This window comes from Pseudomonas sp. Cab53, assembly GCF_018325965.1.
GTDB lineage: Bacteria > Pseudomonadota > Gammaproteobacteria > Pseudomonadales > Pseudomonadaceae > Aquipseudomonas > Aquipseudomonas chlororaphis_E.
In genome coordinates this window covers 4,464,904-4,484,393 of sequence record NZ_AP021902.1, presented here as the reverse complement: position 1 = coordinate 4,484,393, position 19,490 = coordinate 4,464,904, and the positions used below count along the sequence as shown (strand labels likewise).

The 19,490-nt window shown below is 63.6% G+C and carries 17 protein-coding genes, 4 tRNA genes and 2 pseudogenes; 17 read left to right on the top strand and 6 right to left on the bottom strand.

Features of this window, described 5'->3' with window-relative positions; all coding sequences use genetic code 11:
• Window positions 1–132: 132 nt before the first annotated feature.
• From KI241_RS19500 to KI241_RS19490, 3 genes and pseudogenes are all read right to left on the bottom strand, one after another.
• Window positions 133–866: pseudogene (locus KI241_RS19500) on the bottom strand (EF-hand domain-containing protein).
• A 143-nt stretch (window positions 867–1,009) separates the two neighbouring features.
• Window positions 1,010–2,053, bottom strand: coding sequence for a HAMP domain-containing sensor histidine kinase (locus KI241_RS19495; RefSeq protein WP_212802896.1), 1,044 nt, complete (start codon window positions 2,051–2,053; stop codon window positions 1,010–1,012).
• Window positions 2,053–2,811, bottom strand: coding sequence for a response regulator (locus KI241_RS19490; RefSeq protein WP_042729943.1), 759 nt, complete (start codon window positions 2,809–2,811; stop codon window positions 2,053–2,055). The genes KI241_RS19495 and KI241_RS19490 overlap by 1 nt, the downstream gene beginning before the upstream one ends.
• A gap of 291 nt (window positions 2,812–3,102) precedes the next feature.
• Here KI241_RS19490 and pyrF point away from each other — a divergent pair, with 291 nt between their 5' ends.
• Entirely contained in the window at window positions 3,103–3,801 is a 699-nt protein-coding gene (gene pyrF / locus KI241_RS19485) for an orotidine-5'-phosphate decarboxylase (protein WP_161796108.1), read from the top strand.
• Between the two features lie 125 nt (window positions 3,802–3,926).
• On the opposite strand, the gene KI241_RS19480 is transcribed toward pyrF, so the two are convergent.
• The gene (locus KI241_RS19480) at window positions 3,927–4,931 is read right to left on the bottom strand and encodes an NADP-dependent oxidoreductase (protein ID WP_047736445.1); all 1,005 of its coding nucleotides are present in this window, start codon (window positions 4,929–4,931) and stop codon (window positions 3,927–3,929) included.
• 224 nt (window positions 4,932–5,155) lie between these two features.
• On the opposite strand from KI241_RS19480, the gene KI241_RS19475 reads away from it, so the two are divergent.
• The 3 genes from KI241_RS19475 to KI241_RS19465 all read left to right on the top strand — a co-directional run bounded on the left by KI241_RS19475 (window position 5,156) and on the right by KI241_RS19465 (window position 9,595).
• A complete protein-coding gene (locus tag KI241_RS19475) occupies window positions 5,156–5,917 on the top strand; it encodes an SDR family oxidoreductase (protein ID WP_212802895.1) in 762 nt (253 codons plus the stop codon).
• 205 nt (window positions 5,918–6,122) lie between these two features.
• Window positions 6,123–7,520: a PLP-dependent aminotransferase family protein gene (locus KI241_RS19470; protein ID WP_212802894.1), complete on the top strand. Its 1,398-nt coding sequence runs from the start codon at window positions 6,123–6,125 to the stop codon at window positions 7,518–7,520.
• Between the two features lie 110 nt (window positions 7,521–7,630).
• Entirely contained in the window at window positions 7,631–9,595 is a 1,965-nt protein-coding gene (locus tag KI241_RS19465; RefSeq protein WP_042729938.1) for a methyl-accepting chemotaxis protein, read from the top strand.
• 142 nt (window positions 9,596–9,737) lie between these two features.
• On the opposite strand, the gene KI241_RS19460 is transcribed toward KI241_RS19465, so the two are convergent.
• Window positions 9,738–10,496, bottom strand: coding sequence for a hypothetical protein (locus KI241_RS19460; RefSeq protein ID WP_042729937.1), 759 nt, complete (start codon window positions 10,494–10,496; stop codon window positions 9,738–9,740).
• Between the two features lie 371 nt (window positions 10,497–10,867).
• On the opposite strand from KI241_RS19460, the gene KI241_RS19455 reads away from it, so the two are divergent.
• The 4 genes from KI241_RS19455 (at window position 10,868) to KI241_RS19440 (ending at window position 11,281) form a co-directional block, all read left to right on the top strand.
• Window positions 10,868–10,943 (top strand) — tRNA-Glu (locus tag KI241_RS19455).
• A gap of 2 nt (window positions 10,944–10,945) precedes the next feature.
• A tRNA-Gly gene (locus KI241_RS19450) sits at window positions 10,946–11,021 on the top strand.
• A gap of 105 nt (window positions 11,022–11,126) precedes the next feature.
• Window positions 11,127–11,202: transfer RNA gene (locus KI241_RS19445), tRNA-Glu, on the top strand.
• A gap of 3 nt (window positions 11,203–11,205) precedes the next feature.
• Window positions 11,206–11,281, top strand: a tRNA-Gly gene (locus tag KI241_RS19440).
• Window positions 11,282–11,383: 102 nt separating this feature from the next.
• Here KI241_RS19440 and KI241_RS19435 read toward each other — a convergent pair.
• Complete coding sequence (locus tag KI241_RS19435; protein WP_212802893.1) at window positions 11,384–12,253, bottom strand: response regulator transcription factor; 870 nt, start codon at window positions 12,251–12,253, stop codon at window positions 11,384–11,386.
• A 275-nt stretch (window positions 12,254–12,528) separates the two neighbouring features.
• On the opposite strand from KI241_RS19435, the gene KI241_RS19430 reads away from it, so the two are divergent.
• The 9 genes and pseudogenes from KI241_RS19430 (at window position 12,529) to KI241_RS19390 (ending at window position 19,487) form a co-directional block, all read left to right on the top strand.
• Complete coding sequence (locus KI241_RS19430) at window positions 12,529–12,720, top strand: pilus assembly protein PilA (protein WP_042729935.1); 192 nt, start codon at window positions 12,529–12,531, stop codon at window positions 12,718–12,720.
• A 137-nt stretch (window positions 12,721–12,857) separates the two neighbouring features.
• On the top strand, window positions 12,858–13,049 hold the full coding sequence (locus tag KI241_RS19425; RefSeq protein ID WP_042729934.1) for a Flp family type IVb pilin: 192 nt from the start codon (window positions 12,858–12,860) through the stop codon (window positions 13,047–13,049).
• A 144-nt stretch (window positions 13,050–13,193) separates the two neighbouring features.
• Window positions 13,194–13,724 (top strand): prepilin peptidase, encoded by a 531-nt coding sequence (locus KI241_RS19420; RefSeq protein ID WP_042729933.1) that lies wholly within the window; start codon window positions 13,194–13,196, stop codon window positions 13,722–13,724.
• Window positions 13,725–13,726: 2 nt separating this feature from the next.
• A complete protein-coding gene (locus KI241_RS19415; RefSeq protein ID WP_042729932.1) occupies window positions 13,727–15,055 on the top strand; it encodes an ATPase AAA in 1,329 nt (442 codons plus the stop codon).
• A gap of 15 nt (window positions 15,056–15,070) precedes the next feature.
• Window positions 15,071–15,882: pseudogene (gene cpaB, locus KI241_RS19410) on the top strand (Flp pilus assembly protein CpaB).
• Window positions 15,883–15,956: 74 nt separating this feature from the next.
• Window positions 15,957–17,291, top strand: coding sequence for a TadE/TadG family type IV pilus assembly protein (locus KI241_RS19405; RefSeq protein ID WP_123578348.1), 1,335 nt, complete (start codon window positions 15,957–15,959; stop codon window positions 17,289–17,291).
• A gap of 8 nt (window positions 17,292–17,299) precedes the next feature.
• Window positions 17,300–17,779 carry a TadE/TadG family type IV pilus assembly protein gene (locus KI241_RS19400; protein WP_047736442.1) on the top strand — a complete coding sequence of 160 codons (480 nt, stop codon included), beginning with the start codon at window positions 17,300–17,302 and terminating at the stop codon, window positions 17,777–17,779.
• Window positions 17,779–18,273 (top strand): TadE/TadG family type IV pilus assembly protein, encoded by a 495-nt coding sequence (locus tag KI241_RS19395; protein WP_047736441.1) that lies wholly within the window; start codon window positions 17,779–17,781, stop codon window positions 18,271–18,273. The genes KI241_RS19400 and KI241_RS19395 overlap by 1 nt, the downstream gene beginning before the upstream one ends.
• Window positions 18,267–19,487: an AAA family ATPase gene (locus tag KI241_RS19390; RefSeq protein ID WP_042729927.1), complete on the top strand. Its 1,221-nt coding sequence runs from the start codon at window positions 18,267–18,269 to the stop codon at window positions 19,485–19,487. Before KI241_RS19395 ends, KI241_RS19390 begins: the two co-directional genes overlap by 7 nt.
• The last annotated feature ends 3 nt before the right edge of the window (window positions 19,488–19,490 follow it).

Sequence of the window (19,490 nt, the reverse complement as noted above, 5' to 3'; positions counted from 1 at the left end):
CAGCACCTTCCGGAACCCAAAACCGTGGCGAATCGGGCGGCCCAGCGGGCGCCGGCGCCCTCGCCACGGAGTCTTCTAAGCCCTGAGGTCGACGCGTAGCCTGACGCCCTCGCCGCCAGGTTCGCCGTCGTCTCAGGTCGCCACGTTCAGGTGCTTGCCCACGGTCGCGACGCTGTCCAGCGAGTACTGCCGGCTGAGGTTGGCGATCATCCTGCCCAAGGCCTCGCTGGCACTGTCCTGGTCGGTGGTGCTGTCGCTGTCGCGGTTCGCCTGCAAGGCGCTGGTCAGTTCGCTGGCGGTGATGCTGCCGTCGTCATCGGCATCGAGCTGGCTGAACAGCTCGTCGCTGGAGGCCTGTTGAGGGGCGGCGGTGGGGCGAGGCTGGCGGCGAGTTCGTCGGCGCTGACGGTGCCGTCCTCATTCTTGTCCAGGGCCGAGAACACCTGTTGGCTGTCGGCATTGCTGCCGGCACTGGCCAGACCGCTGCTCAATTCGTCGCTGCTGACCACGCCGTCACCGTCGGTGTCCAGGGCGCTGAGCAACGCATCGGCCAGTTCGGTATCGGGCGCCTGGCTCCGCGGTGGCGGTGGTGGCGGGGCCATCGCCGCCATTTCCTCGCTGCTCAAGTCACCGCTGCCGTCACTGTCCAGGTCGTCGAAGTTGTCGCTCAGGCTGACCAGGATACCGTCGTCGCTTTTTTGCGACAGGGCGCTGCTCAGTTCATCCTGGTCGATCGAACCGTCGTCGTTGCTGTCGAGCCGGCCAAGCAGTTCCTTCTGGAATGACTGGCCGTGGGCACTGTGGGTCGAGGTATTGCTGGTGCTGGTGTATGACGCGTAATTGCTGGCGCTGACGCTGCCGATCATGGGCACTCTCCTTGGGCTGGTGTTGCCGGCGGGTGCACCGGCTCAAGCAGCGTCGGCGGGCCAGTTGTCGTGGGTGTGTGGCGTTTGTATCGCAGGCCATACACAGCCCCGGCTCACCCTTGAACCCTGTGGGAGCTGGGGGCTCAGGTGCGTGGCAGGTGGATGACGGCCGTCAATCCGCCGCCCGGTGTTTCTTCCAGGTTCAACTGCCCGCCGAGGCGTTCGGCGGCTTCCCGGGCGATGGTCATGCCCAGGCCGACGCCGCCGGAGTTGCGGTTGCGCGAGCCTTCCAGGCGATAGAAGGGTTCGAACACCGCTTCACGCTTGTCTGGGGCAATGCCGGGGCCGTGGTCGATGACCCGGATCAGCACCCGGTCGCCCTGGTCGTCCAGGGTGATCAAGGCGTGGCCCGCATAGCGCAGGGCATTGTCCATCAGGTTGTTGACGCACGAGCGCAGCGCCATCGGCTGCACGTGCAGCGGCGCGCACGCGCCACTGGCCTGTACGTCGGCGCTCTGGTCCTGAGCGTTTTCGCTCAGCGATTCCACCAGGGCCTGCACGTCCATCCATTGCAAGGCTTCGCTGGTGCGCTGTTCATGCAGGTAGGTGAGGGTGGCATCGAGCATGCCGATCATGTCGTCCAGGTCCTGGCGCATCTGGCCTTGCAGCTTTACGTCGTCGATCTGCTCCAGGCGCAGCTTGAGCCGCGACAGCGGCGTGCGCAGGTCGTGGGACACCGCGCCGAGCATGCGTGAACGCTGCTGCACCTGCTCGCGAATCCGTTGCTGCATCAGGTTGAACGTATGGGCTGCCTGGCGCGCCTCGCGTGGGCCGTCCTCGGCCAGCGGCGGGCTGTCGAGGTCTTCGCTCAGGCGTTCGGCGGCGTTGCTCAGGCGCTGGATCGGCCGGGTCAACAGCTTGGCGCCATACCAGGCGGCCACGATCAGGAACACGAACTGCAACGTCAGCGGCACCACCGGCCCGCCGAACCACGGACGCTCGGCATGCTCGGGCGGAGGGCCGAAGGGCGGAGGGCCGTCGCCATGCTGGGTAAACTCGGGTGGCGGTCCGGGCGGCGGCTTGTCGTAGACGGAAAACCAGGCAAAGGCCAACAGGTGCGCCAGGACAATCGCCAGCAGCAGGACGCCAAACAGCCGGCCGAACAGGGAGTCGAGGCGCAGCCGCATCAACCGATGTCCCGGGCGTCGAACAGATAGCCCTCGCCACGCACGGTCTTGATCAATTGCGGGGCCTTCGGGTCGTCGCCCAGTTTCTGGCGCAGGCGCGAGACCAGCAGGTCGATGCTGCGGTCGAACGCCTCGATGGAGCGTCCACGGGCGGCGTCCAGCAGTTGTTCGCGGCTGAGCACCCGGCGCGGTCGTTCGATGAACACCCACAGCAGGCGGAACTCGGCGTTGGACAGCGGCACCACCAGCCCGTCGAGGGAAATCAGTTGGCGCAGCACGCTGTTGAGCCGCCAGTTATCGAAGCGGATGTTGGCCCGTTGTTCGCTGCGGTCGTCGCGTACCCGGCGCAGGATGGTCTGGATACGGGCCACCAACTCCCTGGGCTCGAACGGTTTTGCCATGTAGTCATCGGCACCCAGTTCCAGGCCGATGATGCGGTCGGTGGGTTCGCAGCGGGCGGTGAGCATCAGGATCGGGATGTCCGATTCGGCCCGCAGCCAGCGGCACAATTGCAGGCCGTCTTCACCAGGCAGCATCAGGTCGAGCACGACCACGTCGAAGTGCTCGGCCTGCAACGCCTGGCGCATGGCCGCGCCATCGGTCACACCGCTGGCGCGTATGCCGAAGCGGGCCAGGTAATCGATCAGCAGTTCGCGGATCGGCACATCGTCGTCGACGATCAGCGCCCGGGTGTTCCAGCGCTTGTCGTCGTCGCACGCTTTGTGATCATCGGCATTTGCAACAGGGGTGTTCTGCATGGATGCATCATCTGCCAGGTAAGCTGCCAATCGCAAAGGAGGCGGCAAGGTTGAGGCTTCAGCATAGGCTTCGGACCGCGAGGCGTGAAGCGCTGAAAGGACGGGGTGCGGCGGCAGACGGTAGCGTGCCGGCGTATTGGGGGCGTGTCAGCCCTGTATCGACTTCGACACAAAGGCCGGGATCGTCCATGCTCGGGGTGGACGCGGTGAGATTTACCGATCATCGGGTCCCCCAGTGGCGCTGGTTCCGCTACAATGCGCGCCGATTTCGACTTGCCTGAGAGCCCGCTCATGTCCGCCTGCCAGACGCCCATCATCGTCGCCCTGGATTTCCCTACCCGTGACGCCGCCCTGAAGCTGGCCGACCAGTTGGACCCCAAGCTCTGCCGGGTCAAAGTCGGCAAGGAACTGTTCACCAGTTGCGCGTCTGAAATCGTCGGCACCCTGCGTGACAAGGGGTTCGAGGTGTTCCTGGACCTGAAATTCCACGACATCCCCAACACCACCGCCATGGCCGTGAAGGCCGCGGCCGAGATGGGCGTCTGGATGGTCAACGTGCACTGTTCCGGCGGCCTGCGCATGATGGCGGCCTGCCGCGAAGTGCTGGACCAGCGCAGTGGCCCGCAACCGCTGTTGATCGGCGTAACCGTGCTGACCAGCATGGAGCGCGAGGACCTGGCCGGGATCGGCCTGGACATCGAGCCTCAGGAACAAGTGCTGCGCCTGGCAGCGCTGGCCCAGAAAGCGGGTCTGGACGGTTTGGTCTGCTCGGCCCTGGAAGCCAATGCACTGAAGACCGCGCACCCGTCGCTGCAACTGGTGACCCCGGGGATTCGCCCGGCGGGCAGCGCCCAGGACGACCAGCGCCGTATCCTGACCCCGCGCCAGGCGCTGGACGCCGGTTCCGACTACCTGGTGATCGGCCGTCCGATCAGCCAGGCCGTCGATCCGGCCCAGGCGCTGGCGGCGGTCGTGGCCGAACTGGCCTGACCTGATACCGAAGATCCCTGATGTGGGAGCGAGCTTGCTCGCGATAGCGGTATGTCAGTCAATATCAATGTTGACTGACAGGGCCCCTTCGCGAGCAAGCCCGCTCCCACATCAGGTGTTTTGTGTCAGACCTTGAGTACCAACTTTCCGAAGTTCTCCCCGCTGAACAGTTTGGTCAGGGTTTCGGGAAACGTCTCCAGGCCTTCGACGATATCTTCCTTGCTCTTGAGTTGCCCCTTGGCCATCCAGCCCGCCATTTCCTGGCCGGCGGCGGCGAACTGCGCGGCATGGTCCATGACCACGAAGCCCTCCATGCGCGCCCGGTTGACCAGCAGCGACAGGTAGTTGGCAGGGCCCTTGACCGCTTCCTTGTTGTTGTACTGGCTGATGGCGCCGCAGATCACCACGCGGGCCTTGAGGTTCAAGCGGCTGAGCACGGCATCGAGGATGTCGCCGCCGACGTTGTCGAAATACACGTCCACGCCCTTGGGGCATTCGCGCTTGAGGCCAGCCTGGACGTCTTCGCTCTTGTAGTCGATGGCCCCGTCGAAGCCCAGTTCATCGATCAGGAACCTGCATTTGTCGGCCCCGCCGGCGATCCCCACCACGCGGCAGCCCTTGAGCTTGGCGATCTGCCCGGCAATGCTGCCTACCGCACCGGCGGCGCCCGACAGCACGACCGTCTCGCCGGCCTTTGGCGCGCCCACATCCAGCAGGGCGAAATAGGCCGTCATGCCGGTCATGCCCAGCGCTGACAGGTAGCGCGGCAGCGGGGCCAGTTTCGGATCGACTTTGTAGAAACCCCGTGGCTCGCCGAGGAAGTAATCCTGCACCCCCAGCGCGCCGTTGACGTAGTCCCCCACCGCAAACCCCGGGTTGTTCGACGCAATCACCTGGCCAACCCCCAGGGCTCGCATCACTTCGCCAATGCCCACTGGCGCGATGTACGACTTGCCCTCGTTCATCCAGCCGCGCATGGCCGGGTCCAGGGACAGGTATTCGTTTTTCACCAGGATCTGGCCGGCGGCCGGTTCGCCGACCGGTACTTGCTGATAAGTGAACGTCTCGCGGGTCGCCGCGCCCACCGGGCGCTTGGCGAGCAGGAATTGGCGATTGGTCTGGGCAGTCATGGCTGGCACTCACGATGAATGAAGCCTTGTTGATAGCCCTTCGAGACAATTGCCGCAAGGTTTGCCGGCCCAGCGAATGCACTTCGATCCAACGCAGTGATAGTGGCGCCGGGCTCGTTATCACTGGCGCCCATGAGCCACCCACCGGCGCCTGGATAGTGCTGCCGCGCTGCACGGGGCCGTGGCTACACTGGCGAAACATCGCATTCTTCGAGGAACTGACAATGAGCATGACGTTTTCCGGGCAGGTCGCCGTGGTCACGGGCGCTGCCGCAGGCATTGGCCGGGCGACCGCCCAGGCCTTCGCCGCGCAAGGCTTGAAGGTGGTGGCGGCCGACCTGGATGTGGCGGGCGGCGAGGGCACGGTGCAGGCGATTCGCGAGGCGGGCGGCGAGGCGGTGTTCGTGCGTTGTGACGTGACGCAGGAAAGCGATGTGCAGAACCTGATGAATGAGGTGATCCACGCCTACGGTCGTCTCGACTACGCCTTCAACAACGCCGGGATCGAGATCGAGAAGGGCAAGCTGGCCGACGGCACCGTCGATGAGTTCGAGGCCATCATGGGGGTCAACGTGAAGGGCGTCTGGCTGTGCATGAAATACCAGTTGCCGTTGCTGCTGGCCCAGGGCGGCGGGGCCATCGTCAATACGGCCTCGGTGGCGGGCCTGGGTGCGGCACCGAAAATGAGCATCTATGCGGCCTCCAAGCATGCGGTGATCGGCCTGACCAAATCGGCGGCCATCGAGTACGCCAAGAAAAAAATCCGCGTGAATGCGGTGTGCCCGGCCGTGATCGACACCGACATGTTCCGGCGAGCCTATGAAGCGGACCCGAAGAAAGCTGACTTCGCTAATGCCATGCACCCGGTGGGACGGATCGGCAAAGTCGAAGAGATTGCCAGCGCCGTGCTGTACCTGTGCAGCGATGGCGCGGCCTTTACCACCGGCCATTCCCTGGCGGTGGACGGCGGTGTCACGGCGTTCTGAGGACGTGTCACCTGGCTTGTAGGAAAAAGCCCGCACTGGTTGCGGGCTTTTTCTTGGTTGGTCGAAAAAGCACCGACGCGGTCCATCAAAGTATTTCAAAGGGTGTGAAACGGCTGCTTTGGCGGGTTTGTCGTACATCGCCGCAGGGCCGCCTGTGCTTAACTGTTTCCGGAAATAAAACAAACGCTTAGGAGTCTGGTCACTCATGGAATTGAGAATCGACCGACAGGCCCTGGTGCCTGTCGTGCAGCAAATTGTCGACGCGCTGACCGGCTGGATCCGCCAGGACGCCGTGCAGCCGGGCACGCGCTTGCCGTCTATCCGGCAACTGGCACGGCAGAACCTGCTCAGCCAGTCGAGTGTCAACGAGGCCTGTGAGCGTCTGGTCGCCCAAGGGGTGTTGGCGTCCCGGCATGGCTCAAGCTTCTTCGTCGCGCCACCGCCTTCCCTCGGCCTCGCATCCAACGACGGAACCTGCCCGGAACACCCGCCGCTGGCACGCGGCGGCCTTGCCGACAACTCGGCGTGGGCGCTGAAGCTGGGGGCCGGCGGGCTGCCTGAGCGCTGGCGCGAAAGCGACGACCTGGGCTATGCGATCCGCCAGGTCACCCGCACCGACATGGCGGGGCTGTTCAGCTACAGCACGTCGTTGGGCTTGCCCGCCCTGCGTGAGCAACTGTCCCGGCGCTTGAAGCAACTCAATATCGTGGCCGCGCAAGACCTTATCCTGACCACCCACGGCGCTACCCAGGCGTTGGACCTGATCGTGCGGACACAGCTGGCGCCGGGCAGTTGCGTGGTGGTGGAGAGCCCCGGCTACCCGAAACTGTTCGAGCTGCTGAGGCTGCACGGCATCGACATGCTCGAACTGCCCAGGACCCCGCGAGGCCCGGACGTCGAGGCTTTGCAGACTCTGCTGGCGACGCATCGACCCCATGCGCTGTTCGTCAACAGCGCCTGCCATAACCCGACCGGCAGTAGCCTGTCCCTGGGGGTGGCGCAACGCTTGTTGGCGCTGGCCCGGGAACACGGGATGCTGGTGATCGAAGACGATGTCTACGCCGATTTCCAGGGTTCGACACGCACCCGCCTGGCGGCCCTGGACGCCGATGTGATCTATGTAGGCAGTTTTTCGAAAACCCTGAGCAGTTCGTTGCGAGTCGGGTTCGTGGTGGCGCCTGCGCCCATCATCGCCCGGCTCAGTGAGGTCAAGGAGGTCACGAGCCTGGGCGTTTCACGGTTCAGCGAAGCGGTGCTGGCCAATCTCCTGGCCAACGGTGCCTATCGCAAGCTGGTGCAGCGCCAGCGGCAGCGTTTGGGGGGCGACATGGCGGCTGTGTTGCAGGTGCTGGAGGAGGCCGACTGGGAGGTGTTCGGCAAGCCGACCGGGGGGCTGTTCATCTGGGCACGCCCACCGTTATGCGACTACGCTGGAGTGCAGCGTCTGGCCAAACGGTTCGGTGTGCAGCTGTCTTCGCCCACGGCCTTCAGCCCTTCAGGCGCCGACAGCCAGTGGCTGCGGATCAATGTGGCTTATGCCTGTGATCCGAGGGCGTTGGCGTTTTTCCGGGGCGCGGCCCTGGATCGACCTCGAGTGTCCTGAAAACGACGCGGCTGTAGCTTTTTGCCATTATTCCGACGCCAGCATCTTGTGTTGCAGGGCGTCTCGTTGCGAATCTGCGAACAACACACACTGGCAGAGGACTGAGCGCAATGATTTCGGCCGTGCAAGGACGTTTTGCCAACCTGGGTATGGCAAAGAAACTGGGTATCGGGTTTGTCCTGGTATTGTTGCTCACGGCCGTGGTCGCGGCCATTGGCGTGTGGTCCTTGCGCACCATCAGCCTGCGTTTCGACGGACTCAAGCAGATGTCCTCCCTCAACAGCGAACTGCTGAAGGTGCGCTTGCTCGAGCAGGAATACGCCTTGCGCTCCGACCCCAAGACGGCCGACACCCTGCGCAAGGGGGTCGACGGCCTGGTGGCCCAGGCCGATGCGCTCAAGGCCCAGACACCTGAAAACCTGTCGGTGATGAACGATGTGCAACAGGCGCTGGCGGATTACCGCAAGGCGTTCGATGAATTCGTCGGGTTGAGCCAGAGCAAGGACCTGGCGCTGGAAATGGCCAGTTGGTCGGTGTCCAGTGTCGCCAACAACCTGGACGTGTTGCAGGCCGGTCTGGCGGACGACGGCGCCTACACCCTGAAGGATTCCGAGGGCAAGGAGGGCGCCGAGTTCATCGAGCAGGCCAACCAGGTCAGCGAAGTGTCACGGTTGATGCTGCAGGCCATGAACGAAGCGCGCGTACGCCTGGACCAGAGCCGCAAAGGCAGCGAGGACGCCGGGCAAGGCCCGATCGAGCAGGCCGAGCAAGCCATGAAGCAGGCCGAGGCGCTCAAGACCCAGGTCAAGGATCCGGGCTACCAGACCGTGCTCAACGAGGTGGCCGGGCACATTGCCGGTTTCAACACGCAACTGGCCGAGTACACCGGCCTGTTGGCGAAGGAAAAAGGCGTCTACCAGGAACTTCACGAGCGTGCCGGCCAAGTGGTGGAGCGGGTCAACCAGGCCTACGCCGCCGAAGACCATGCCATGCAGGCGGAGTTGAAAAAGAACTCGCTGTTGATCATCGGCTCGTCGGCCCTTGCCCTGCTGGTGGGGTTGATTGCCGCCTGGGTCATTACCCGGCTGATCGTTGCGCCGCTGCGCAGCGTCATCCGCGTGGCCCAGCAGATCGCGGCGGGGGACCTGAGCGCCACGGTGCAGGTGACGCGCCGGGATGAGATCGGCCAGTTGATGCTCGCCATGCAGCAGATGGGCGCGGGGCTGAGCGGCATCGTCAGCGGCTTGCAGGCGGGTATCGAACAGCTCGCCAACTCCGCGCAATCGCTGTCGGCCGTGACCGAACAGACCAACCTGGAAGTCAGCAGCCAGAAAGAGGAGACCGAGCAGGTTGCCACGGCCATGAACCAGATGACCGCCACGGTGCATGACGTGGCCCGCAATGCCGAGGAAGCGGCCCTGGCGGCGCAGACGGCCGATGACAAGGTCGAGAGCGGTCAGCAGGTGGTGCGCCAGAGCATGGTGCGTATCGAGCAGTTGGCCGACTCGGCCACGTCGGCCAGTTCCAGTATCGAAAGCCTCAGTGCCGAGATCCAGAACATCGGCACGGTGCTGAGCGTGATCAAGAGCGTCGCCGAACAAACCAACCTGCTGGCGCTCAACGCTGCCATCGAGGCCGCACGCGCTGGCGAGCAGGGTAGGGGGTTTGCGGTGGTGGCTGACGAGGTGCGGGCCCTGGCCAGACGCACGCAGCAGTCCACCGAAGAGATCGAGCGGTTGGTGAGCGCATTGCGTTCAGCGGCCCAGGCTTCCGTGCAGCAGATCCAGAGCAGCGGCGAGCTGGTGAAGATGGCTGTCAGCGATGCGCTGCAAACCGAAAGTGCCTTGGGCAGTATTGCCGCGGCGGTGTCGTTGATTCAGCAGATGAACCAGCAGATCGCGGCGGCCGCCGAACAGCAGAGTTCGGTGGCCGAAGAGATCAACCGCAGCGTCACCAGTATCCGTGCCAGCGCCGATCAATCGTCCCTGGCGATGCAAGGCAATGCCGCTTCCAGCATCGAGCTGGCGCAGTTGGGGGTTGAGTTGAAGGGGATGGTGGGGCATTTCAGGCTGTGAGCCGCCATAGCTGGCTCACCGATGGAGGAGCGCGTAGCGAGGAGGGGATCCACTGTCGAGCACGCAGCGCTCGTACATTCCAGGGCTGCCGCGCAGCCCTGCGGGTATAAATCCCCTCGTCACCCTGAGGTTCGACGAGGTCTCAGTCGTAGACCTTCTTCTTCTTCCACTCGTCGTTCATTTCGTCTTCCTTCAAGCCTTCGGTCAACTGGTTGACCTCGCCTTCGACCGGCTTGGTGCTGGCCAGGACCATTGCGTTGGCGCGGGCCAGGAGCTTTTCGAGGTAGTCGAGCTGTTCGGCGTAGACCTGGGGCTCCTGCTGTTTGCGCAGATACTGCACGCCGCGTTCGAACGCCAGGCGGGCCTGGCCCGGTTGTTCCTGTTGCAAGGCTTGCTGGCCGAGGTTGTTGAAGAACTCGATGTGCAGCAGGACCAGGATATGCCGCACTTCGCGGACCCAGCGCTTGGCTTCGTTGGGCGGCAGGAAGCCGTCCTGGGCGGCACGGGTGATCTGGCCGTGGAGGGCTTCGAGCAGGAAGCGAACGTCCTTGGCCTTGGCTTCGGTCAGGATCGGTGCCGGCGGATTGCCCACCGGGATCGATTCACCTTGTGCTGCCAATGCGGTCAGTTCGTCCAGGCGTGCCTTGACCGCGGTATTGGTCTTGTCCAGGTTCAGCAGGCGCTGGCAGACGTTCATCTCAAGGCGCGTCAGCAGCAGTTTCAAGGCCGGCGTCATCAATTGCCCGGGGAAGGTTTCGGTGAGCTCGCCACAGCGCCGCATCCGGTCGTTGAGTTCAACCTTGGTGCGGACCTTTTCCAGCTTGTTGTTTTCCACCACATGGTTCATGTAGCCAATGGCGATCAACAGTGCGATCCCGGCTACGACGAGCAGGGTGATCATGAGTGGTGTCACCGGTAAGACCTCTTTATTGGGGTACGCATGTCATGAGTGTAGTGGCTTGGCTTTTAAGCGCATAGGCCTGAGCGGCGCGATTAGACGGGCGTCGTGCTGTTTATAGGGAATGCGGCTCAATGGCTGCACATTGCCACTATTTGCCGGATGCGACTATAGCGCCTTGGCGGGCGACAGAATATAGGCGTCAGAGACCGGGCGAGCAAAATCGGCGAATCGCCCTCAAACCCTGGGAAGTCATTGATTTAAATAAATTTATATCTGGGGGTTGACGACCTCCCAATCCATCCATAGAATGCGCGCCACTTACAGCGTAAAGCACTCAGCGAAACGCGATAAGCAGTGAATGTTGTACGTGTGTCCCCTTCGTCTAGTGGCCTAGGACACCGCCCTTTCACGGCGGTAACAGGGGTTCGAGTCCCCTAGGGGACGCCAATGCGGGAATAGCTCAGTTGGTAGAGCACGACCTTGCCAAGGTCGGGGTCGCGAGTTCGAGTCTCGTTTCCCGCTCCAATTTTAAACAGCGTTGCTTTCGGGCAGGGCTGAGTGAAACCAGAAACGTCATCTTCGGATGCGGGTCTGGGCACTGGAACACACACCATGTGTTCCGGGCAGCGTGTCCCCTTCGTCTAGTGGCCTAGGACACCGCCCTTTCACGGCGGTAACAGGGGTTCGAGTCCCCTAGGGGACGCCATTTGCGGGAATAGCTCAGTTGGTAGAGCACGACCTTGCCAAGGTCGGGGTCGCGAGTTCGAGTCTCGTTTCCCGCTCCAAATTCAAGAAAACGCCGCTCATTGAGCGGCGTTTTTTTATGCCTGGAGAAAAGTCATCGAGCCGACTGTGGATAACCCAATGAGCCCTGGGGCGTGCCGGGGTCATCCCTCCAGGCTCTGCACCAAGCTGTCGAGCGCCGCTGTGCTGGCCTCGTCGGGCACTGCTTGCGATGGGCTCGCGACGCGCAGTTGCTGTGCCGAGCGATATTCGCTGGGGGTGCAACTGGCGTATTGCTTGAACGCCCGGGCGAAATAGGACGGGTCCTTGAAACCGGCCTCGTAGCCGATGCTGGTGATCGGCATCTGGCTGTTGTCGAGCAGTTCCTTGGCGAAACTCATGCGTTTGTTCAGCACGTAATCGGTGAAGCCCAGCCCGTTGGCCTCCTTGAACAGGCGGCTGAAGCGAAAGGTGGTCATGCCACAACGCTTGGCAAGATCGCGCTGGTCGATGCTTTCGCGAAAATGCTGGTCGATGTACAGCATGATGTGGCTCAGGGCCTGGTGCTTCTGGTGTCCGGAGGTCAGGCGAATGCTGTCGGGCAGGGTGGGGGCGTGGTCGATCTGCGAGGTCTTGCCCCGGCCATTGGCAGTACGGCGCAATTCGCACAATTGCACCACGGCCGTCAGGTAGCGCTTGCGCTCGTTGGCGGGCAGGGGCAGCACCATGTATTCCCAGACGCTGGAGCGCATCGCCCAGACCGCAAGCTCTTCGGAGTGCTGCACGGTGAACATGGTGATGGGAATCGTGGGCGCGGTGCGCTTGATCTCCAGCAGCCGGCGCAGCCCCGGCGTGTCGGGCCGGTCGAAATGGATGCAGATCATGTCGACCTGTTCGCCACTGGGCAACATGGCGCTCTTGGCCAGCGTGCAGTCGCAAGCGTCCTCGAACTGGGCGACCAGTTCCCGGGTGGAGCGATCGTGCGTCAGATCGAACCACAACAGCTTTGGCTTTCCAGTCAGATGTGGCGCCATAGGACGACTACCCAGCGGTTCTTGCTGCCCTTTAGCTAGCAGTATTGCCAATGTGCTATCACTTCGCCGAATAAATTTTCATAAGCCCGCCCCCCTTGGCGCCAGGCCGCGGACCGCCTGCGCCCCCGCCGACCCACACCTGGCCTGGGGCGCAAAATAATCCTAGGGATGTGCAAAATCCTCCTAACGACCCTCCACCCCTCATGACTAGGGTTGCATCAGGCAGTTCGCAATGTGCTGCCCCCTTGCGAAAACAACCCGATGAGGTGCGCGAAATGACTCTTCAAACAATCAAGGCTTCGGTACTGAAGTTCGCCAAAGATGAAGACGGCCTGACCATTGTGGAATACGCCGTGGCCGGTGGGTTGATCACGGTGGCCGTGGCCGCGATGTTCATCCTGCTGGGCAGCGCCGTGAACACCAAGATCACCGCCCTGTGTGCGGCGGTCAAAGGCGCTGCGTGCTAACGGCCACCCCGGTCGGGAAGCGCGGTGAAGCCCATCGAGGCGCTGGTTTCGTCGAGGGTTGAAGCTTCGATGACGTCTTGCTGGGTTTTACGCCGCTCCTTCCCGCGATGTGTTGCGATTGATGTGAGGTAACTGACATGACCCTTCAAACAATCAGAACTTCGATCAGTAAGTTCGCCAGGGATGAAGATGGCCTGACCATCGTCGAGTACGCCGTCGCCGGCGGGCTGATCACCGTGGCGGTGGCCGCCATGTTCGTCCTGCTGGGCGGAGCCGTGAATGACCGGATCACTGCACTGTGTGCCGCCGTGAAAGGTGCGGCCTGCTGACCGTCATTGCTACCAAGCGTGCAGTGAAGCCTATCGAGGCCACCGGTTTTCGTTTTCGCCGACCCACGCGGCGGATGACCGCTTGATAGGTTTCCTCAGGTGCAGTGTCGCCTGCCAATGATCATTAGATGAGGGAGACGCATCATGTCCATGGAGTTGCTGGTGTCGACGTTACTGCTGCTGGGGTTGCTGGGTTTGGCGGTGGTGAGCGACCTGCGTCGCCATCGCATCCCCAACGCGCTGGTCCTGGCAGGGTTGGCCCTGGGTTTGGCGAGCCAGGCCAATGCAGGCGGGCTCGGTGCAGTGGGCGACAGTGTGCTGGGCATGTTGATCTGCTTCGCGCTGTTCCTGCCCATGTATGCCGTCGGCGGCATGGCGGCCGGCGACGTCAAGCTGATGACCATGGTCGGCAGTTTCCTGCCCTTTCATTACGCCCTGTGGGCCGCGCTGTTCAGCCTGATTGCCGGTGGCGTGTGTGGCTTGCTGATGGTGCTGGCCCGCGGTCAGTTGTTGCAGACCCTCGGGCGCTACTGGTTGATCCTGCGGGCCCAGGCGTACCTGGCGCCTGGCTCGGATGAGGTGGCCGGCAAGCCGTTTCCCTACTCGATCGCGATCCTGATCGGCACCTTGAACAGCGTTTACTGGCAGTTGGTCGCCGGCGGCTGGGGAGTGTAGTCATGCACGTCATCAATGATAGTGATGCCTACCCCAGCGAGCGGGAGGCGGTGCAACGCCTGGCACCCCAGCCGTGCACCATCCGCGACACCGGCCTGAGCGACAGTTTCCTGGGTGAGTTGGTGTGCAAGCACCTGCATGACGCCGGCGTGCTGGACCTGCCTCGGCTGGTAGAGCGCCTGGCCCTGACGGGCGCCGTGCTGGAAGAAGTCCTGGCGTTCCTGCGCAAGGACGGTCGTGTCGAAGTCCTCGGCCAGGTCGGCCAGGCCAGTGTGCAGTCGTTGCGTTACGGCCTGACCGAGCGCGGTCGCAATTTTGCCCGTGACGCCCTGGCGCGCAGCGGCTACATCGGGGCGGCGCCGTTTCCGGTGAGCACCTATCGTTCGCTGATCAAGATCCAGACCATTCACCACGGCCGCATCACCGCCACTGACATGAATCGCGCCCTGGCAGGCGTGGTGCTGACCCAGGGGATGCTCGACCAGTTGGGCGTGGCGCTCAATTCCGGCCGGGCGATCATGATCTATGGCCCGGCGGGCACCGGCAAGACCTATGTCAGCAGCCGGCTGATCCGTCTGTTTGCCGAAGCGATCTGGGTGCCCCACGCCATCGTCATCAACGAGTCGGTGATCGAGATCTACGACCCGCAAGTGCACCAGCGCCTGGATGACAATCGTCAATCGAACAACCTGATGCTCAATGAGGGCATCGACCGCCGGTTGCTCTGCTGCAAACGCCCGATCGTCATCACCGGCGGCGAGTTGAGCATGGAACAGCTGGACGTGCGCTATGACCCCTTTACCCGCCAGTACCAGGCGGCCTTGCAGCTCAAGGCCAGCAATGGGTTGTTCATCATCGATGACATGGGCCGCCAGCGCATGGCGCCGGCCGAGCTGCTCAATCGCTGGATCGTGCCCATGGAAGAGAAGCGCGACTTCATCAACCTGGGCGGTGGCCGGCACTGTGAGCTGCCGTTCGACCTGGTCCTGGTGTTTTCCACCAACCTCAATCCCTTGGAACTGGCCGACGAGGCCTTCCTGCGGCGCATTGGCTACAAGGTGCAGTTCGGCTACCTCAGGCCCGAGGAGTACGAGCGCATCTGGCGCCAGGAATGCGAGCGCCTGGGCATCGCCCATGACCCGTTGCTGGTGCGCTATGTGCTGCAGCGTTTGTACGCCGGTGAAGGCATGCCGCTGGTGCCTTGCCATCCTCGCGATCTGCTGAACATGGCGCTCGATCGCCAGCGTTACCTGGGCGGTTCCGGACCGCTGTTGCCGCAGGAGTTGGAATGGGCCTGGCACAACTATTTTGTCCAGCTCGACTTTCTTTGATTCGGAGATACCGACATGAGCTCCCGTACGCTTTCGCTGATAGGCGTTTCTCTGGTAATGGGCCTTGGTGCCGCATGGATGGCCGATTCCTGGCTGAGCGCACGACTCAATGCCACCCCGATGACCATTTGCGCAGCGTGGTGGTGGCCACGGTGGAAATCCCCTTCGGGCAGATGGTCGAGGCCCAGCAGGTCACGACCGTGCGAATGCCCATGGACACGATTCCGGACGACGCCTTCGACTCCAGCGAGCAGGCCATAGGCAAGATCGCCACGTTCGACATCCTGCGCGGCGACATTGTGCGCAGTGCCCGTTTGAGCGAGCACCTGGGCGGCAGCACCCTGGCCTCGCTGATCGCCCCCGACAAGCGTGCCATCTCGGTACGGGTGGATGATGTGGTCGGCGTGGGCGGTTTCCTGTTGCCGGGTAACCGGGTCGACGTTCTGGCGACGAAAAACACCGCGGCCGGCAGCAACAACGCCGTGTCCCGCACGCTCCTGGAAAATCTGCGGGTACTGGCGGTGGACCAGACGGCCGGCACCGACAAGACCCAGCCGGTGGTGGTGCGGGCGGTGACGCTGGAGATGACGACCACTGAAGCCGAGGCATTGGTGACCGCGCAGACCGAAGGCAAGCTGCAACTGGCCCTGCGCAACCCGTTGAACCTGGAGAAAAAAGCCGTGGCCGTGGCGCCGACACCGGTCGCACCGGTCGTGGCGGTGGCCGCACCGGCTCCAAGGCCTGTGGTGCAACGCATCGCCAAGGCGCAGGACAGTTCGATCACGGTGATCCGTGGGGTCGAGCGCAGCGTCATCAACCTTCGCTAGCAGGCCCCGGCGCCATCGGGCTGGCCAGGCGATGGCAATGCCGATCCTCTCCCTCAGTCAGCGAGGATGCGACGATGAAACACAGTATCCGGCAGCCTTTCACGGTGCCTCGGCGCCAGGGAGGGGCGGTGAGTGTGTTGATGGTGATCGCGTTGGTGGCGATTTCCATGATGGCGGCACTGGCCCTGGACGGCGGACACATGTTGCTGAACAAGACGCGCCTGCAAAATGCGGTGGACGCCGCCGCCCTGAGCGGCGCCAAGACCCTGAGCCAGGTCAGCGGCGGCCTCAACATGGCCAGCACGACCCGGACAGCGGCCCTGGACACCTTGAACAAGAACGCCCAGGCCTCGGGCAACGCTGAACTGGCCACCGCTGTTGCCGGTAATCCGGGTGCCTTTGCCGTGGTGGAGCTGGCCAGCAGTGTCTACGGACCGTTTTCCTATCCTGGCCCGGCGAATGCCAAGTACGTGCGGGTGTCGGTGTCCAGCTATCAGTTGAATGGTTTTTTCTGGAATTTCGTGCAGTCGATGGGCAGCGCCGGCCTGGGCGCTAAAAGCGTGGCCGCCATCGCCACTGCCGGCCCCAGTCCCACCGCGCCCTGCGACCTGGCCCCGCTGATGGTTTGCGGCGACCCCACGCAGTACAACCCGGGGGCGGGCAATTTCTGGGGGTATCACTTCGGTGACCTGGAAGTCTTGAAGACGGCCGCAGGCAACACGTCGCCCATCGGCCCCGGCAATTTCCAGTTGCTCGATTTTGGCTCAGGCGGCAGCGCGGTGCGCGAAGACCTGGCGGGCGGTGGTTCGGTCTGCCGCAGCGTCGGGGACAACGTCCAGACCGCGCCCGGTAACAAGGCCGGCCCGACGTCCCAAGGCATGAATACACGTTTTGGGATCTACAACGGCCCGGTCAGTGCGTCGGACTATCCACCGGACCTGGTCACCGCCTCGAGCACCCCGGCGATGACCTACAACGACACGCTCTCCCAGGCGCAATACAAAGGCAAGCCTGTGACGTCGAGCAACGGCGATCTCTCGGCCGGCGGCGAGGCGATCCAGGACTACAACGACTGGCGGACCAAGGTTGCCGCCTGTGTGGCCGGTGGCGCGAGCGGTTGCCAGAGCAACGGCGTGTTCGAGCGCCGGATGCTGAAGATCGTGGTCGGCAACTGCACCGGCAAGCAGGGTGGTTCGACGTCGATCCCGGTGTTGGGGTTCGGTTGCTATTTCGTCGTGCAGCCGGTGGATGGCGGCGGCTCGGACTCGCTGGTGTTCGGTCAATTCGTCCGGGAGTGCGAAGGCGACGGCGTACCGGGCCCCACGCCTTCGAGCGATGCCGGGCCGCAGATCATCCAGCTCTACAAGACCTATCTCAACGGCAGCGGCACGCCGAGCACCGACTCGTAGGAGGCGCCATGGGACTTGCCCGATTTCAATCACCCCGCGCCCAGCAAGGGGTGGCGCTGGTGGAGTTCACCCTGGTGCTGCCGGTGTTGCTGTTGTTGCTGTTGGCCTTCGGCGAGTTCGGCCGGATGCTCTACCAGTACAACGTGCTGCTGCAGGCCAGCCGCGATGCTGATCGTTTCGTCGCCAGCCAGGCCTGGAATGGCACCCTTGGTGGCGTCGCCCTGAGCAACACGCTCCAGACCCAGACCCGGAACGTGGCGGTGTATGGCGTGCCCAGCCAGGCCGGCAGCGCCGTGCTGTCGGGGTTGACCACGGCCAACGTGCAGGTCGCCGCCGTCGGCACCGACCACGTGCGCGTCACCATCACCTACACCTTCTGCCCGGTGATTGGCGCGGGCAACTGCACCGGGTCGATCCCGGGGTTGTTCGGCGCCGCCATCCCGCTGGGTATCCCGCTGGTGGCGACCACTGTCATGAGGGCGTTGTGATGAACGGCAAGCACATGGGCGGTACATACATCGTGGAGTTTTCCTTCGTCGGCCTGCTGGTGTTCGTCCTGCTGTTCGGCGTGGTGGAGATGGGCCGGCTGTACTTCACCGCCAATGCCCTGGACGAGGCCGCGCGACGCGGTGCGCGCCTGGCAGCGGTGTGCAACATCAGCGACCCGGTGGTGCTGCGCCGGGCGATCTTCAATGCCGCGACCGACGCCGGCACCAGCCAACTGATCAGCAGCCTGGCGACCTCGAACCTGGCGCTGACCTACCTGGATGTCAACGGCGCCGTGGTGGCGAACCCCGCCGACACGGTCAGCGCCACCGGCTTCCGGGCCATTCGCTACGTCCGGTTGAGCGTGCAGAACTACGTTTTCAATCTGTTCATTCCCGGGCTGGGCGTGCCCATTACCTTGCCTGCGTTCCAGGCAACCTTGCCACGCGAAAGCCTTGGGCGTCATTCCGACTCCGCGGAGATCACACCATGCTGAGTACCAGGGAAAACCCACTTGCGACCGTTACCGGCAAAGCCGGGCTGCGGTTACTGATCAGCAGCCGCGACGCCACGTCTCTGCGCGACCTGCAGTGTGTCTGCCAACGCATGCCCTGCCTGGAAGTCAGCACGCGGCTGGTGAGCAACGGGCATGTCGACCCACTCTACGGCCTGGACCGGATGCCCGACTTGTTGCTGTTGCGGGTCAGCCACCTGTGGCGCGAGGAGTTGGCGGCCTTGCTGCAACGCCCGGCCCATGAACGCCCACCGATGCTGGTGTGCGGGCCGCTGGGCGAACAGGACGGCATGCGCCTGGCGATGCAGGCCGGTGCCCGGGATGTGCTGCCTGAACCGGTCGCCGAAACGGAGTTGGTGGCCGCCTTGAATCGCCTGGTGGCGGAGGTGCGCCTGGGCAACGGCGCCGAGGGCAAGCTGGTCGCCGTGATCAGTGCCAAGGGCGGTTCCGGCGCAACGCTGGTGGCGTGCAACCTGGCCCAGCAACTCAGCGCCCGGGCGGGCAATACCCTGTTGCTGGACATGGACCTGCAGTTCGGCAGCGTGACCCATTACCTGGACGTGGCACAGACCCATAGCCACCTGGAAGTGCTGCAACAGGTCGAAGACCTGGACAGCCTTGCCCTGCGGGGTTTCTGCAGTCATTTCAGCCCGACCTTGCACGTGCTCGGTGGCCGGGCCGGCGAATTGTGCCTGCCCCAGGACGCCCAACCCGAACAACTCGATGCCTTGCTGCAATTGGCCCGCGCCAGCTACGACTGGATCGTGGTGGACCTGCCGCGCCAGATCGACTCGCTCACCGGCTCTGTGCTGGAGCAGGTGGACCGGGTCTACGTGGTGGTGCAGCAGAGCGTCAGCCACCTGCGCGATGCCAGCGCCCTGGTGCGGATACTTCGCGAGGACCTGGGCGTGCGCGGCGACCAGTTGCAGATCGTGGTCAACCGCTACGACAAGTCGACGACGATCAGCCTCAAGGACATCGGCGAGGCCCTGCGCTGCGCGAACCTGTCGAAATTACCCAATGACTTCAACCTGGTCAGCCAGAGTCAGAACACTGGCGTGCCGTTGGGGCTGCATGCGCCGAAAGCTGCGATCACCGCCGCCTTGCGCGATTTGACCGAAGACCTGGTCGGTCACCAGATGGCCACGAACAAAGGCCTGTTCAAACGCGCCTTCAACCGTTTCTTCGGGGGATGACCC

Excerpts from the sequence above, each read along its gene's own strand:
- KI241_RS19495 (WP_212802896.1), bottom strand. The coding sequence starts at position 2,053 with ATGCGGCTGCGCCTCGACTCCCTGTTCGGCCGGCTGTTTGGCGTCCTG.
- KI241_RS19490 (WP_042729943.1), bottom strand. The coding sequence starts at position 2,811 with ATGCAGAACACCCCTGTTGCAAATGCCGATGATCACAAAGCGTGCGAC.
- pyrF (WP_161796108.1), top strand. The coding sequence starts at position 3,103 with ATGTCCGCCTGCCAGACGCCCATCATCGTCGCCCTGGATTTCCCTACC.
- KI241_RS19480 (WP_047736445.1), bottom strand. The coding sequence starts at position 4,931 with ATGACTGCCCAGACCAATCGCCAATTCCTGCTCGCCAAGCGCCCGGTG.
- KI241_RS19475 (WP_212802895.1), top strand. The coding sequence starts at position 5,156 with ATGAGCATGACGTTTTCCGGGCAGGTCGCCGTGGTCACGGGCGCTGCC.
- KI241_RS19470 (WP_212802894.1), top strand. The coding sequence starts at position 6,123 with ATGGAATTGAGAATCGACCGACAGGCCCTGGTGCCTGTCGTGCAGCAA.
- KI241_RS19465 (WP_042729938.1), top strand. The coding sequence starts at position 7,631 with ATGATTTCGGCCGTGCAAGGACGTTTTGCCAACCTGGGTATGGCAAAG.
- KI241_RS19460 (WP_042729937.1), bottom strand. The coding sequence starts at position 10,496 with ATGATCACCCTGCTCGTCGTAGCCGGGATCGCACTGTTGATCGCCATT.
- KI241_RS19435 (WP_212802893.1), bottom strand. The coding sequence starts at position 12,253 with ATGGCGCCACATCTGACTGGAAAGCCAAAGCTGTTGTGGTTCGATCTG.
- KI241_RS19430 (WP_042729935.1), top strand. The coding sequence starts at position 12,529 with ATGACTCTTCAAACAATCAAGGCTTCGGTACTGAAGTTCGCCAAAGAT.
- KI241_RS19425 (WP_042729934.1), top strand. The coding sequence starts at position 12,858 with ATGACCCTTCAAACAATCAGAACTTCGATCAGTAAGTTCGCCAGGGAT.
- KI241_RS19420 (WP_042729933.1), top strand. The coding sequence starts at position 13,194 with ATGTCCATGGAGTTGCTGGTGTCGACGTTACTGCTGCTGGGGTTGCTG.
- KI241_RS19415 (WP_042729932.1), top strand. The coding sequence starts at position 13,727 with ATGCACGTCATCAATGATAGTGATGCCTACCCCAGCGAGCGGGAGGCG.
- KI241_RS19405 (WP_123578348.1), top strand. The coding sequence starts at position 15,957 with ATGAAACACAGTATCCGGCAGCCTTTCACGGTGCCTCGGCGCCAGGGA.
- KI241_RS19400 (WP_047736442.1), top strand. The coding sequence starts at position 17,300 with ATGGGACTTGCCCGATTTCAATCACCCCGCGCCCAGCAAGGGGTGGCG.
- KI241_RS19395 (WP_047736441.1), top strand. The coding sequence starts at position 17,779 with ATGAACGGCAAGCACATGGGCGGTACATACATCGTGGAGTTTTCCTTC.
- KI241_RS19390 (WP_042729927.1), top strand. The coding sequence starts at position 18,267 with ATGCTGAGTACCAGGGAAAACCCACTTGCGACCGTTACCGGCAAAGCC.